The 14,459-nt window shown below is 45.0% G+C and carries 11 protein-coding genes; 8 read left to right on the top strand and 3 right to left on the bottom strand.

The window, feature by feature from the left end:
* Positions 1-286: 286 nt before the first annotated feature.
* Entirely contained in the window at positions 287-1,081 is a 795-nt protein-coding gene (locus ACR65F_RS04175; RefSeq protein WP_440503384.1) for a TIGR00266 family protein, read from the bottom strand.
* A gap of 62 nt (positions 1,082-1,143) precedes the next feature.
* Positions 1,144-2,052 carry a TetR/AcrR family transcriptional regulator gene (locus tag ACR65F_RS04170; protein WP_052245829.1) on the bottom strand — a complete coding sequence of 303 codons (909 nt, stop codon included), beginning with the start codon at positions 2,050-2,052 and terminating at the stop codon, positions 1,144-1,146.
* A 173-nt stretch (positions 2,053-2,225) separates the two neighbouring features.
* On the opposite strand from ACR65F_RS04170, the gene ACR65F_RS04165 reads away from it, so the two are divergent.
* The 8 genes from ACR65F_RS04165 (at position 2,226) to ACR65F_RS04130 (ending at position 13,562) form a co-directional block, all read left to right on the top strand.
* Positions 2,226-3,773 (top strand): DHA2 family efflux MFS transporter permease subunit, encoded by a 1,548-nt coding sequence (locus ACR65F_RS04165; RefSeq protein ID WP_440503383.1) that lies wholly within the window; start codon positions 2,226-2,228, stop codon positions 3,771-3,773.
* Between the two features lie 299 nt (positions 3,774-4,072).
* Positions 4,073-5,551 carry an aldehyde dehydrogenase family protein gene (locus tag ACR65F_RS04160; protein WP_440503382.1) on the top strand — a complete coding sequence of 493 codons (1,479 nt, stop codon included), beginning with the start codon at positions 4,073-4,075 and terminating at the stop codon, positions 5,549-5,551.
* Positions 5,552-5,566: 15 nt separating this feature from the next.
* The gene (locus tag ACR65F_RS04155) at positions 5,567-6,733 is read left to right on the top strand and encodes a saccharopine dehydrogenase family protein (RefSeq protein ID WP_440503381.1); all 1,167 of its coding nucleotides are present in this window, start codon (positions 5,567-5,569) and stop codon (positions 6,731-6,733) included.
* A 26-nt stretch (positions 6,734-6,759) separates the two neighbouring features.
* On the top strand, positions 6,760-7,959 hold the full coding sequence (locus tag ACR65F_RS04150) for an acyl-CoA dehydrogenase family protein (protein WP_440503380.1): 1,200 nt from the start codon (positions 6,760-6,762) through the stop codon (positions 7,957-7,959).
* A gap of 46 nt (positions 7,960-8,005) precedes the next feature.
* The gene (locus ACR65F_RS04145) at positions 8,006-9,274 is read left to right on the top strand and encodes a serpin family protein (protein WP_440503379.1); all 1,269 of its coding nucleotides are present in this window, start codon (positions 8,006-8,008) and stop codon (positions 9,272-9,274) included.
* 185 nt (positions 9,275-9,459) lie between these two features.
* A complete protein-coding gene (locus tag ACR65F_RS04140; RefSeq protein WP_440503378.1) occupies positions 9,460-10,563 on the top strand; it encodes an NAD/NADP octopine/nopaline dehydrogenase family protein in 1,104 nt (367 codons plus the stop codon).
* Between the two features lie 158 nt (positions 10,564-10,721).
* Positions 10,722-11,291 carry a TetR/AcrR family transcriptional regulator gene (locus ACR65F_RS04135; RefSeq protein ID WP_039042702.1) on the top strand — a complete coding sequence of 190 codons (570 nt, stop codon included), beginning with the start codon at positions 10,722-10,724 and terminating at the stop codon, positions 11,289-11,291.
* Between the two features lie 66 nt (positions 11,292-11,357).
* Positions 11,358-13,562: a YhgE/Pip family protein gene (locus ACR65F_RS04130; RefSeq protein WP_440503377.1), complete on the top strand. Its 2,205-nt coding sequence runs from the start codon at positions 11,358-11,360 to the stop codon at positions 13,560-13,562.
* Between the two features lie 180 nt (positions 13,563-13,742).
* Here ACR65F_RS04130 and ACR65F_RS04125 read toward each other — a convergent pair whose 3' ends face one another.
* Positions 13,743-13,898 (bottom strand): hypothetical protein, encoded by a 156-nt coding sequence (locus tag ACR65F_RS04125; RefSeq protein ID WP_440503376.1) that lies wholly within the window; start codon positions 13,896-13,898, stop codon positions 13,743-13,745.
* Positions 13,899-14,459: the final 561 nt, after the last annotated feature.

The raw sequence follows: 14,459 nt of genomic DNA, 5'->3' as shown, positions 1-14,459 counted from the left end.
ATCATGAAAAGTGATCATAACTCTGGGAAAGTGCTCATAAATCATGAAAAGTGATCATAACTCTTGGAAAGTGCTCAAAAACCATGAAAAGTGATCATAACTCTTGGGAAATGCTCATAAATCATGAAAAGTGCTCATAACTCTTAGGAAGTGCTCATAAATCATAGGAAATGCTCATAAAAGATGAAAAGTGCTCATTAAGTCAGCGCTCCAGGCAAATAAACTCCACAAAACTAACAAAAAAAGCTGTCCGCATTTGCGGGCAGCTTTTCGTTATCATCTAAAATTATTTTCCACCTAATAAATCGAACAATCCACCGGCGACACTACCTTCGCCTTTAGAACTGCCTCCTGGCACTTGAGGAGCGGAAGCGAATACCCGGCTCGCAAGACGAGAGAACGGAAGTGATTGAATCCATACAGTTCCTGGTCCGCGAAGCGTTGCGAAGAACAATCCTTCTCCACCGAAAAGTGCAGTTTTCACACCTTTGACCGTCTCGATTGAGTAATCCACATCATGCGTCATCGCAACAAGACAGCCTGTATCGACACGCAATGATTCACCTGGCTGTAGTTTCTTCTCAATGATTGTCCCACCTGCATGTACAAATGCTAGACCATCGCCTTCCAGCTTCTGCATAATGAACCCTTCACCACCAAAGAAGCCCGTGCCGAGCTTCCGCTGAAACTCGATTCCTACAGATACACCTTTAGCTGCTGCTAGAAACGCATCCTTCTGACAAATGATTTTCCCACTATGCTCACTTAAATCCATCGGAATAATCTTTCCAGGATAAGGAGAGGCGAATGACACATGACGCTTTTCGGATCCAGTATTTGTGAATGTCGTCATGAACAAACTTTCACCTGTTAGCACACGCTTTCCTGCTCCCATGATTTTGCCGAACAATCCACCACCACTGCCGGAACCATCACCGAAGATCGTCTCCATTTCAATGTGGTCTTCCATCATCATGAGCGCACCGGCTTCTGCTACGACAGTTTCCTGCGGATCTAGCTCAACTTCTACAAACTGCATATCATCGCCGTGAATCTTGTAATCGATTTCGTGATTGTTCATTGTCAGTTCCTCCGAGATTCAAATTTGTTACTCAGTTATACGTTATTGACAGGGGGAAGGTTTCAATTATTTGTGCGGCATGAACCTTTTGCGCGAAGATCTTTCACTACTTTAATTTGGCAACACAACTTAGAGATTTTATCAGCATAAGTTGTAGTGGAATAATGTGCTAGGAACGAAGTCGTAACGGATTCCAGAATTGTTGGACCACTATTTCCAGTAACGAGTTCTTCCAACAGAAACGTTATATATTCTATTCCTTTTTCTTCCCGGTCCTTCTCGAAACGAGTAAGCATGGTACGTAAATCACTCATTAACACTTCTTTAGCATCTTCATTGTCCGCGTACGTTAACTTTTCTAGAAGAGCCTTTCCGAGCAACTTGTCACCACTCGATATCATTCCGGCCATAATATCATCAAGCCGTCGAATGGCAAATGGAACGAGCTGATCATAATGGAATGCATTTTTTTCTCGACCACCAATCTTTACGAAATGATGAATGTGTTGCATCATGCCGACAAGAATCACTGCACCGTCCGCGTTGTATGGTTCGGATTCAGGACCATATACTTCGAGCAATCGCCCTGATAGCCAGGAGATTTCAGAAAGATACTGTTTCTTAACAAAAGATCTCATTTCGTCGTCGTTAGAAAAGAAAACTGCCTCATATATAGGAAGTAAATTACGTTCTCGATCGACATGCGCGCGGGTTACAATTTGCAAGGCGAAAATTGTTTTATCCGTACGGTCTTGCCCAAGAAGTAATTTTCGTCGTCTAGTAATCGATTCTTCATTTGCCATTTCCAAAATTGCTAACAAGCATTCATTCTTAGATGTGAAATAGTTATAAAATGTCCCTTTGGAAATACCTGCTGCATTTAAGATATCTTGAACTGAAGTTGCAACAATCCCTTTTTCTTGAAAAACTTGCTGCGCAGCTAGAATGACTTTCAATTTCCGCTCGTTCATTACATCACCTTTTTGTTAGTTAATATACCGACAGTCTACTATCAAAATGTACATTTATCAATGAAATTCATTCATTAATATTTTTATATTGATTTTTTTGGACTATGAGTATAAACTGTTCTTCATGATGTTTTTTAAGTAAGGAATTAACAGTTAAATGGAGGAATTAATAGATGGAAACTAAAGACCATATTAAGAAAATGCATGAAAAGCCACCGTATGGCATAATCATCATCCTATTCATAGGTGCCTTTGTCGCAATACTAAACAATACATTGCTCAATATTGCGCTCCCTACAATTATGGATGAATTTAAGATAGAGCCTTCTCAAGTGCAATGGTTAACGACTGGCTACATGCTTGTCGGCGGTATTATGATGCCAGCCAGTGCTTTTTTTATTCTCAAATTCAAGAACCGTAATCTATTCTTGACAGCGATGACTCTGTTTTCTTTGGGGACATTTTTGGCGATTATCACGCCGAACTTCGCGTTACTAGTAGCAGCACGGATGATCCAAGCAGCGGGTGCCGCTTTGCTTATGCCACTACTAATGAACGTTATGCTCGTTGCCTTTCCAATTGAAAAACGCGGGCAGGCACTTGGCTATTTTGGACTCGTCATGTTTACGGCTCCTGCGATTGGACCGACTCTCTCAGGATTCGTCGTTGAACACTACTCATGGCGTGCGTTGTTCATCATCGTCTTGCCAATCGCATTATTTACAATCGTGTTTGCAATGATTAAACTTCGTAACATCACACCAAACAAACCAGTGAAAGTGGACACTTTTTCAATTTTCCTTTCAAGTATTGGATTTGGTGGCTTGTTGTACGGATTCAGCTCGGCAGGAAGTAAAGGATGGACGGCACTTGAGGTCCTTGGTCCGATCATCATCGGAGCCATCGCTCTAGTCGTATTCGTTACGCGCCAATTACGGAAATCAGAACCAATGCTCGACTTCCGTATCTACAAACATCCGATGTTTGCCTTGTCTTCTGTAATTTCAGTTGTCGTATCAGTGGCGATGTTCTCAGGGATGATCCTGACACCACTTTACGTACAGAGTGTGCGTCACATTTCACCACTCGATTCTGGATTGCTCATGTTACCGGGTGCAGTTCTCATGGGATTCATGTCCCCGATTACAGGGAAGTTGTTTGATAAATACGGACCAAAAGGACTCGCGATTACGGGTCTTTCAATTACAGTCCTTACAACATATATGCTCAGCCAGCTTCAAATGGATACAGGTTATTACGAATTGATGGCCATTTACACAGCTCGGATGTTCGGACTCTCGATGGTGACAATGCCGATTATGACGAATGGTATGAACCAGTTGCCAATGGCTTCAAATCCACATGGTACGGCGATGAACAGTACCGTTCAGCAAGTGTCCGGTGCGATTGGTTCCGCAATTTTATTAACCGTGATGACGAAACGCGCTGAATCGTCTGGTGCCCAAATCGCGCAAGATGCAGCCGCTTCAGGGAATATTCCGACGGATGCAGCAGGATTGGCAGCATTCAAAGTGCAAGTAGGTCAGCAAGCCCAAATGGAGGGGATTAACCATTCGTTCTTCATCTCCACGATAATTGCTGGAGTGGCGCTTGTCTTAACGTTCTTCATCAAACGTGTCAAACCACCGAAGTTCAGTGAACAAGCAATGACTGAATCACCAGCTGAAGCACGAGTTGAAGCACCACTAGATAACAAATAAGCATAATCGAAAGCCCTTTACTGGAAAAAACTCCAGTAAAGGGCTTTTTGTATGGAATCCGTTCTGAGGATAGTTGAACAATACCGTTAGATGCTCATAAACCTTGAAAAGTGATCATAAATCTTGAAAAGTGCTCATAAACTTGTGAAAATGCTCATAAACTCCAGTAAATGCTCATAACATGAATAGTGGGATCAGAATCTTCGAAATACAAATGAAAGGAAATATCTAGTTGCTGTCGAATAGAGTATGAAAGGGCTTACAAATCTATCAACCTATTTGGAGAGGGGAATGCAGCAATGAAACTGAACAACTACATCAATGGACAATGGGGAACAGATACAGGAGCGGACTATACAGCAGTAAAAAACCCTGCGAACGGAAAAACAATTGCAGACGTGCGTCTATCTACAGCAGATGACGTCAACCAAGCAGTCGCAGCAGCGAAAGCGGCACAAAAAAAGTGGTCACGGGTTCCTGCACCTAAACGGGCAGATTACTTATATGAAATAGGACGCATCATGATAGAAAAGAAAGAGCATCTTTCTCAAGTACTCACAAAAGAAATGGGGAAAGTCATAGAAGAAGCGCGCGGTGAAGTCCAAGAAGGCATCGACATGGCCTATTATATGGCAGGCGAAGGCCGCCGTCTCTTCGGTGAAACAGTGCCATCTGAACTTGATAACAAATTCGCGATGAGTGTCCGTGCGCCAATCGGCGTCGTCGGGTTGATCACCCCGTGGAATTTCCCGGTTGCGATTGCCACTTGGAAATCGTTCCCTGCAATCGTTGCGGGCAACACATTCATCTGGAAACCCGCGACTGAAACACCGATGATGGCGTATGAAATGGCACTCATCTTTGAGGAAGCCGGCTTGCCTGCCGGGGTGGCCAACGTCGTATTCGGAAGCGGCGGCACAGTTGGAACAGCGATGATTGAGCATCCGGATGTCCGTGTTGTTTCATTCACCGGCTCAACGGAAACAGGGAGACGTGTCGCGGAACTGGGCGGTCGTCATTTGAAGAAAGTCTCGCTTGAAATGGGCGGCAAAAACGCGATTATCGTCATGGACGACGCGGACATTGACCTCGCAGTTGAAGGCATCCTTTGGAGCGCATTTGGTACCGCGGGTCAGCGTTGCACGGCATGTAGCCGGGTCATCGCGCATACGGATATAAAGCAGGAACTTGAGCAGAAGTTGCTAGAAGCCATGAAAGGCTTGACGATTGGCGATGGGGCAGACGAATCTAACAAAATTGGTCCTGTCATTAACGCAAAATCACTCGAGAAAATCAGCTATTACGTCAACGTTGGAAAAGAAGAAGGAGCAAAACTACTGGCAGGTGGAAATACGCTGACAGAGGGTCATTACACAGGTGGACACTACTTTGAACCGACACTCTTCACAGACGTTGCGGCGGATAGTCGCCTTGCACAAGAAGAAATCTTCGGACCTGTCATTTCGCTCATTGAAATCAGTAGCTTAGAAGAAGCAATCGAAGTGAATAACAGTGTGGTATATGGCTTGTCCAGCTCAATTTTCTCAAGAGACGTCAACAAAATCTTCCAAGCACAACGTGACCTTGATACAGGAATCGTCTACGTGAACGCTGGAACAACTGGCGCTGAGATCCACTTGCCATTTGGCGGAACGAAGGGAACAGGAAATGGCCATCGGGACTCAGGCGTTGCGGCGCTTGACGTCTTTACTGAGTGGAAGAGCATTTACGTTGATTTCAGCGGTAAGTTGCAGCGGGCCCAGATCGATAACAACTAAAAGGAGGATGATTGGATGAAAGTCGTCGTATTAGGTGCAGGGTTAATGGGTAAAGAAGCCGTTCGAGACTTGGTGAAAAATGATGAGGTGACAGCTGTCTATTTAGCGGATCAAGACGTTAGAAAAGCAGAACATTTTGCAGATGAACTCTTGTCCGACAAACTCAGTATTTTAGTACTCGATGCTCGTAATGAACTGCAATTGAGTGAAGTCATTTCACTCGGTGACGTCGTTATCAATGCACTGTTCTATACATTCAACGAGCAGGTCGCAAAACTCGCGATTGCAGCTGGCGTTCATAGTGTAGATCTCGGCGGACACATCGGAGGTGCGACAGATGCCGTTCTACAAATGAAAGAACAAGCAGAAGCACGCGGCGTCACCCTTATCCCAGATCTAGGTGTCGCACCAGGGATGATCAACATCCTATCAGGTCATGGGGCTGCTAAATTGGATAAAGTCGAGTCCATCCGCTTGTTTGTAGGGGGCATCCCCGTCAATCCAGAACCTCCACTTAACTACAACATTGTGTTTTCATTAGAAGGCGTGTTTGACCATTATACGGATTCTTCACGTGTGATACGAGACGGTAAAGTTCTAGAATTGCCGTCACTCTCGGAAATTGAAACCGTTCATTTTGATGAATTCGGCGACATGGAAGCCTTCCATACATCAGGCGGAACTTCCACACTTATAGAATCATTCCCAGACGTTCAAACACTTGAGTACAAGACACTACGTTATCCAGGTCACGCAGAAAAGTTCCAATTGCTCGTAGACCTTGGCTTGTTATCACGTGAATCGACCATCCAAGTTGATGGAAAGCCGTTACGTGTTCGCGATGTCATGCGTGAGCATCTCACACCCCAAATGCTGCTTGGTGACAAAAAAGATGCCGTATTGCTACGCGTTCTCGTAAGCGGGGAAGCTTCCGGCATGACAGCGACTTATGAGTATAACATGACTGTGACCAAAGATATTGATATGAATGAAACCGCAATGGCTCTTGCGACAGCGAATACGATTTCCGTCGTCGCACAAATGATTGGTGGAGGTACCATTACAAAACGTGGCGTTTATCCACCTGAATCGATCGTTCCTGGAGATCTATATATTGAAGAGATGGGCAAACGCGGCGTCCACATTACGGAAACTATTCACACCGGTGAAGCCGCACTTTAATTTGCGGGATGCAAGGAGGAATAGAGATGGACTTCAACTTAACGGAAGAACAGCAGTTGCTGCGTAAAACAGTGAGAAGTTATGTCGATGATCGAATCCTTCCGAATATCGCGAAATGGGATGCAGCAGGCGGTTTCGATCCCGTGGTCTGGAAAGAACTCGCAGACCTCGGGTTCATGGGTACATGTATTCCAGAAATTTATGGTGGTAGCGGCATGGACTATAATGCACTCGCTATTCTTTGTGAAGAACTAGAACGCGGGGATACCGCGTTCCGAACCGCGGTATCCGTTCATACGGGGCTGAATTCGTTGACTCTGCTGCAATGGGGAACGGAAGAACAGAAACAAAAGTATTTGATTCCCCAAGCTAAAGGGGAGAAAGTCGGCGCGTTCGGACTGACAGAACCTGGTGCAGGATCTGACGTTGCTGCGATGGTTTCTACCGCTGTCCATGATGGTGACGATTATGTGCTAAATGGGCAGAAAACGTGGATTTCACTATGCGACAGCGCGGATCATTTCCTCGTCTTCGCCTATACGGATAAATCAAAAAAACATCACGGGATTTCTGCGTTCATCGTCGAGCGTACGATGCCCGGATTTTCATCCAAAGCCATCAAAAATAAATATGGCATTAAAGCCGGAAACACGGGCGAGCTATTTTTTGAAGACGTCCGTGTGCCTGCTTCCAACTTGCTTGGGAAAGAAGGGGAAGGGTTCAAAATCGCTATGTCTGCATTGGATAACGGACGCTTCACCGTTGCTGCAGGTGCAGTAGGTTTAATTCAGGCGTGTATGGAAGTGAGTGTTGCATATTGTGAAGAACGCAGCACATTTGAAAAGCCGATTGGACAACATCAGCTCGTCCAGCAAATGATCGCGCGGATGGAAGCGGGTTATCAAATGAGCCGCTTACTCGTCTATCGTGCCGGGGAGATGAAAAACGCCGGGCTACGTAATACTCGTGAAACGTCGTTAGCCAAGTGGCAAGCGTGTGATTTTGCCAATCAAGCCGCAGACGATGCGTTCCAAATCCATGGTGCATATGGATATTCAGACGATTATCCGGTCGCGCGATTCTTACGCAACTCAAAAGCACCAGTCATCTATGAAGGAACACGGGAAATCCATACGATCATGCAAGCGGAGTATGTGCTTGGATACCGACAAGACAAGCCTCTTAGCAACATGTTGCCATCTTGGCCATGTGACGAAGAAGTGTAACTTGTCTGATTCAAAACCGACTCATCTAGTAAAGGAGATGAGACCAATGTACAAAAAAGCTGTACTCGCAGTGGCAGTCAGTGCTGTGGTTGTCTTATCGGCGTGTGGAATGGTGCCTGCTCCAATGAAAAAAGAAGAACCGAAGCCAGATAAAGTTGCCGTTTCTTTCGGAGAAGACGATTACCTGAAATTAAGCGAGCCGACAAACGAACTTGGAGCGCAACTGGTCACGAAAGCGGAGCCGAATGATGACGGCAATGTATTCGTGTCTCCAGTCAGTCTTTTAATGGCATTATCCATGCTTCAAAACGGAGCGGATGGACAAACTCGCGACGAAATTAAAGATGCGATGCAAGTGATGGGAATGGATACGGAGTCCATCAACCGTGCGAACGCATCATTGTTGGACCACCTCCAACGTTCAGACGAGGAGTTAAAACTCAAGACGGCAAATTCAATTTGGGTGAACGATAGGTTCACGTTGCAAGAAAAATTCAAGCAAATTACACAAGACTACTATTTAGCTGAGGCTCAAGATATGGACATCACCGACTCGAAATCCGTAGATCGCATGAACGAGTGGGTTCAGCAAGCAACAAACGGAAAGATTGACGAAATTGTCCAAGCACCTCTCGATGATAGCTTAGTTATGTATCTGTTGAATGCTGTTTATTTCAAAGCATCCTGGTCCTATCCGTTCAATGAAAATGCAACAGAAGACGACGATTTCAAGCGCACAGATGGAAATCTTACGAAAGTTCCATTCATGCAATTGAATGAGGAGCTGCCCTATTTGGAAACAGATCAGTTCCAGGCAGTTTCACTCCCTTACGGAGACGAAGGAAAGATGACGATGGACATTTACGTCCCGAAAGAGGGGCAGAATCTCGACGATTTCCTCTCTTCATGGACTACAGAAAACAGTACGAACTGGAAGGGTTCGTTTGAAACACGACTAGGTACAGTCCGTTTACCGAAGTTCCAGCTCGATTATGAAATTCTGCTGAATGATGTGCTTCAGGAATTAGGGATGAAGCAAGCATTTGGTGAAGGAGCGGAATTATCTAAGTTAGTAGTAGAGGATGAAAATCCATTGTTTGTGAGCAAGGTGCTACAGAAAACCTATCTTTCTGTGGATGAAAAAGGGACAGAGGCAGCTGCCGTCACATCCATCGCTATGGATACGGTATCTGCGCCAATGGGAGAACCTTTCCAATTTACAGCGAACAAGCCGTTCTTCATCACAATTCGTGATAAAGAAGCGGACGTATTGTTGTTTGCAGGGAAGATTGCCAATCCTGTACAAGGAGACTAGTCGATAATAGTCTCGAAGCCGATAGGGGTTATCGAGACTTTTTATCCGCAAAGGATGCTTTGTTTTTAGACAAATCAAGCAAAATAGTTTTTTAATGGAAACTATGATAAAATAGAGTAGTTGAGATCAATCAACATTTTTTTGTTCTACATTGTGAATAATTTCACAAGAAAGGGGAAATATAATTGAATATTACGATTGTTGGTTCAGGACACGGAGGTTCTACCGCGGCTGCATGTCTAGCGCGCGATGGTCACCAAGTGAGTATGTTGAAGCTAAGCAATCAGCCAAACGAGCACTTTGCTAAATTGGAAGAAACGAAGTGCATCACATTGAAAGAGGGGGGCGAACAGCAAACCGTTCCGCTACATGCTGTGACACGCAATCCTGCAGAAGTTATACCACAAGCAGACATTATCCTCATTTATTACGTCTCGAATTACCACAAGTCCCTCGCGAGCGCCCTAGCTCCACACTTACAGAAGCAACAAACCGTTTACATTTGTCCGGGGTATCTCGGCAGCATTTACTTTTTGAACGAATTGAAACGAATTAGCAGAACTGAAGATGCACCACTATTTGTTGAAGGCGAAACGTTGCCATACAGCTGTAGAATCACAAATCCAGGTGAGGTCACGCTGTATTCAGAGAACTACGGTCATCCGATTGCATCCCTTCCGGCAGATCGAGTTCAAGAGGCATGCCATACGCTAAAACCGATTCTAGGCAACTGCATCCCACGTGAAAATATTGCAGAAGTCGCACTCCACAACCCGAACCTCATTATGCACACAGTCGGGATTGCGCTTAACGCAGCATATATTGAGAACTCGGAAGGTCAGTTTTCGATGTATACGGAAGGATTTACGCCGTCCACTTGGAAAGTGGCACACGAGTTGGATCAGGAAAAAATGGATATGCTTGAGAAAATCGGTTCGAAACGCCGTTCATACATCGAAGAGTTCAAAGTGCGCACATTCACTGATCCCGAAGCCCAGTCAGATGATGAGGCATTTGCTATCTACGCAGACAGTGTTAAGGATTTGCATACAAAATCCGTTAACAATCGGTACATTACAGAAGACGTGCCAATGGGCCTTGGGCTACTTCACTCGCTCGGGAAGCACATCGGTTTACCGACGCCAGTGGCTGATTCTATTATCACCCTCTCAGGAACCATGGTCGGAGAAGATTATTTCTTAGATGCGCGTTCTATAGAAAAACTCGGCTTCACAACCGCAGAGGAATTGTTGTCATTCATCAATCCTAACAAAACGACTCAAGTTTAATGGAATATAGGAAACGAAGGCGTGACACGTCCTTCGTTTTTTCTTTTAAGAATTTAATCAAAAAACCCTTGCAATCTATTTATAGGGAGCGTATTATAGGGAATGACCAAATGACCATAATTGAATTACGGTCATTTTACAATGAAAGAGGTGGGCACATGGATCGCAGAACGGAGATTTTGGAAGCCGCTGCAAAATCCTTCTCACTGTTTGGCTACAAAGCGACCACGATGGACCAAGTCGCTAAGATTGCAAACGTTGGGAAAGGTACGATTTACACATTCTTCGCGAACAAAGAAGAACTGTTTAACGCCATTGTCGTCGGAATGATTGAAGAGATGAGGACAGAAGCGGAAGCCGCCGCTATTGAAGGGGCTACATTTGAAGAAAATGCGCATGCTCGTCTTATGTCGATTTTGAAATTTAGAACGACGCACCAACTATATGCCAAACTGATTGATGAAGGAAAAGAAATCCGGACGCCTGCCGTACAAGAAGTCCTCGTAGATATCGAGAAACAGATTGTGAAATTCATTGCTGAGAAAATCCAAAAAGGCATTAATCGCGGTGAAGTCAAACCATGTAATGTTGAAATGGTCGCGTATTTGCTGTTTAAATCGTATATGGCACTCGTTGTAGACTGGGGTAAAACCCACCATCAAGAGTTGGATCAAACCGAGATCATCGATTTACTGAGTAGTACCATTTTCAAAAGTCTCTTAATTTGAGACTTCTTTTTTTAAGAATCAATGACCAGAAAGCCAAAGTGGTCAACCAGTCAAGGAGGAGAAAAAATGAAAAAGACGATGACAGGAGCGGAATGGAAGCAGTTATTGCGCACGAGAAAAATGATTGTGCCTATGATTGCAATTTTATTCATACCGGTATTATATGCAGGGATGTTTTTGTGGGCGTTTTGGGATCCATACGCTAACATGGATGCACTGCCAGTTGCGGTTGTAAATATGGATGAAGGTGCCGAATTTGAAGGAACTGAACTCGATCTTGGTAAAGAACTTGTCGACAAACTCGTCGATAGTAAGCAGTTCGACTTCCAAAGTATTTCTGAATCTGAGGCTGAAAAAGGTATCACGAATCAGGATTACTACATGACAATCGAAATTCCAGATAATTTTTCACAACACGCAACAACTTTATTGGATGAAACACCTGAGAAACTAGCGCTGGTCTACAAACCAAACGAAGGCTTCAACTTCCTCTCTGCACAAATCGGAGAAACGGCGATGGATCGCATCAAAGCGGAAGTGAACGAAAATGTATCGGCAACATATGCGGAACAACTTTTCGACTCCATCAAAGAAATGGGAGATGGATTCGGGGATGCGGCTGACGGTGCAGGGAAACTGCATGACGGTTCTGGCAAGCTTGTTTCAGGAACAGAGGATTTAAAAGGGTACTTGGCACAACTTGCATCGAGTACCGTAACGCTTGCCGATGGCTCTGATCAGTTGAAAAAAGGTGTCATCGAAGCTTCAAATGGGGCATCTTCATTAAATTCAGGTCTTGGAACATTGTCGTCAGGTGTTAGTGAACTTCAAGGCGGCGCTCAAAAAGCATCTGCGGGTGCGAGTGATTTGAATGCAGGGCTGACTCAATACACGCAAGGTGTTGGTAAGCTCGCAAGTAGTTATCAACAGATTGGTGCAAAAGAAAAAGAATTCGGAGCAGGTGTGGGCAACTTAGCTGAAAAATCCGGTTCACTCAATGCTGCAGCTGGTCAATTAACAGGCGGTGCGCAGCAAGTAAATGCGGGAATTGGACAATTGTCTGAACAACTTGCGCCAATTTTAGCTTCACTTCCTGAAGAACAAAAAGCGGCATTGCAAGGCGCCCTTGGTGAATTGAAACAAGGTAGTGCCCAAGTGGCAGGCGGACTTGGTGAGTTATCGCAAGGAACCGCAGCGCTACAATCGGGAGCGAAAGAGTTGAATGGTGCCGCGGGTCAATTAGCGGGGGCACACTCACAGGCACTTGCAGGCGTTAACGAGTTGAACAGTAAATCCGGGCAATTGCTCGCAGGTTCATCAGCACTTGCTGAAGGAAATAGCGCGCTAAATGCAGCTGTGGGTAAACTTGCTACAGGCGCAACAGCTGCAAAAGAAGGATCTGGGAAGTTGGTCGATGGTCTTTCTGCGTTATCAGCTGGTTCGAAAACATTAACAGACGGAACAGGAACACTTGCTTCTAAATCTCAAGAACTGGCAACTGGATCCGCAACACTTGCTGACGGAGCGAAAGAATTGAACGAAGGAACAGGCACACTTCAAGAGAAATTGAGTGAAGCGAACGATACCGCTTCTGAAGTGAACCCATCTGACAAAACTTATGATATGGTAGCTGCTCCAGTAGATGTAGAAAAGTCAGCAGTTAATGAAGTACCGAACTACGGTACAGGGTTTGCACCTTATTTCTTATCTCTAGGATTATTCGTCGGTGCATTGTTACTATCCATCGTATTCCCACTTGTTCAACCAGTAATTTCTCCAACAGGACCATTCCGCTGGTTTGCGAGTAAAGTGTCTGTGCTTGCAGTAGTCGGGCTCATTCAAGCGCTGATCTCCGTTGTTGTCATTAAATACGCGCTTGGTATGGATACTATCAACACTCCATTGTTCATCCTTACAGCGATTATTACAAGTTACACATTCATCGCGCTCGTGCAATTGTTTGTTTCTGTATTCAGTGACGCAGGACGCTTCCTGGCGATTCTCGTCTTGATCATGCAGCTCGTAACAAGCGCAGGAACGTTCCCATTGGAATTGATCCCGGAACCACTTCAGATTTTCAATAAATTCTTGCCAATGACATATTCTGTTCAGGCATTCAAAGCATCAATTTCTACAGGCGACATGACGCATCTATGGACGTCGAATGGTATATTGATTGGATTCATGGTCGTATGTCTAGCGTTGACAGCAGGCTATTTCGCATTGTTATTCAAAAAACGCCATTCTGCAACAGATGTTGTAGAAGCATAAGAAACGATTCACAACCGGCAGACGGAATAACACGTCTGTCGGTTTTTTGTGGATAAAGATTTGAATGATTTGAAAAGTTATCGACGGGTGACGACGAAGTTATGCCCAATTGGGGATGGAATCGGGGTTATCCACAAGGGATTTTGTTCCGATATGTGCAGAACAGATTATTGGAATGACTTATCCACCTTTTATCTGGAGAATGAGCCAGATGGAAGGGGGAATCGCCAAGACGAGAGCAGAAATCGGCAATGTGTCATGAAGAATCGGCACGATCCAGGCTTGAATTGGAAACATCGCGCAAAGAATCGGCAAGATGGAAGAATTAATCGGCATCTGGACACAATTCAACTGTGTTAAGGGATTAATTGGGTGCGCTGCGCTTGTTTTCGTAGGCTATTCGAGGTGCCTGTGAGGAATCGGCAAGACTAGAGCGGAAATCGGCAATGTGTCGTGAAGAATCGGCAAGAGCCAGGCGTGAATCGGAAACATCGCGCAAAGAATCGGCAAGATGGAAGAATTAATCGGCATCGGGACACAATTCAAGCGAGTTAAGGGATTAATTGGGTGCGCTGCGCTTGTTTTCGTAGTCTATTCGAGGTGCCCGTGAGGAATCGGCAAGACGAGAGCGGAGATCGGCAGTGTGTCGTGAAGAATCGGCAAGAGCCAGGCATGAATCGGAAACATCGCGCAAAGAATCGGCAAGATGGAAGAATTAATCGGCATCGGGACACAATTCAACTGCGTTAAGGGATTAATTGGGTGCGCTGCGCTTGTTTTCGAAGGCTATTCGAGGTGCCCGTGAGGAATCGGCAAGACGAGAGCGGAAATCGGCAATGTGTCGTGAAGAATCGGCAAGAGCCAGGCGTGAATCGGAAACATCGCGCAAAGAATCGG

The organism is Sporosarcina sp. SAFN-010 (assembly GCF_059415065.1).
This window is presented reverse-complemented; position numbering and strand designations above follow the sequence as displayed.

What these genes read in the sequence shown, in the direction of transcription:
- ACR65F_RS04135 (WP_039042702.1), top strand. Translation starts at nt 10,722, where the DNA reads ATGGATCGCAGAACGGAGATTTTGGAAGCCGCTGCAAAATCCTTCTCA.
- ACR65F_RS04150 (WP_440503380.1), top strand. Translation starts at nt 6,760, where the DNA reads ATGGACTTCAACTTAACGGAAGAACAGCAGTTGCTGCGTAAAACAGTG.
- ACR65F_RS04130 (WP_440503377.1), top strand. Translation starts at nt 11,358, where the DNA reads ATGAAAAAGACGATGACAGGAGCGGAATGGAAGCAGTTATTGCGCACG.
- ACR65F_RS04175 (WP_440503384.1), bottom strand. Translation starts at nt 1,081, where the DNA reads ATGAACAATCACGAAATCGATTACAAGATTCACGGCGATGATATGCAG.
- ACR65F_RS04170 (WP_052245829.1), bottom strand. Translation starts at nt 2,052, where the DNA reads ATGAACGAGCGGAAATTGAAAGTCATTCTAGCTGCGCAGCAAGTTTTT.
- ACR65F_RS04125 (WP_440503376.1), bottom strand. Translation starts at nt 13,898, where the DNA reads ATGCCGATTAATTCTTCCATCTTGCCGATTCTTTGCGCGATGTTTCCA.
- ACR65F_RS04155 (WP_440503381.1), top strand. Translation starts at nt 5,567, where the DNA reads ATGAAAGTCGTCGTATTAGGTGCAGGGTTAATGGGTAAAGAAGCCGTT.
- ACR65F_RS04145 (WP_440503379.1), top strand. Translation starts at nt 8,006, where the DNA reads ATGTACAAAAAAGCTGTACTCGCAGTGGCAGTCAGTGCTGTGGTTGTC.
- ACR65F_RS04160 (WP_440503382.1), top strand. Translation starts at nt 4,073, where the DNA reads ATGAAACTGAACAACTACATCAATGGACAATGGGGAACAGATACAGGA.
- ACR65F_RS04165 (WP_440503383.1), top strand. Translation starts at nt 2,226, where the DNA reads ATGGAAACTAAAGACCATATTAAGAAAATGCATGAAAAGCCACCGTAT.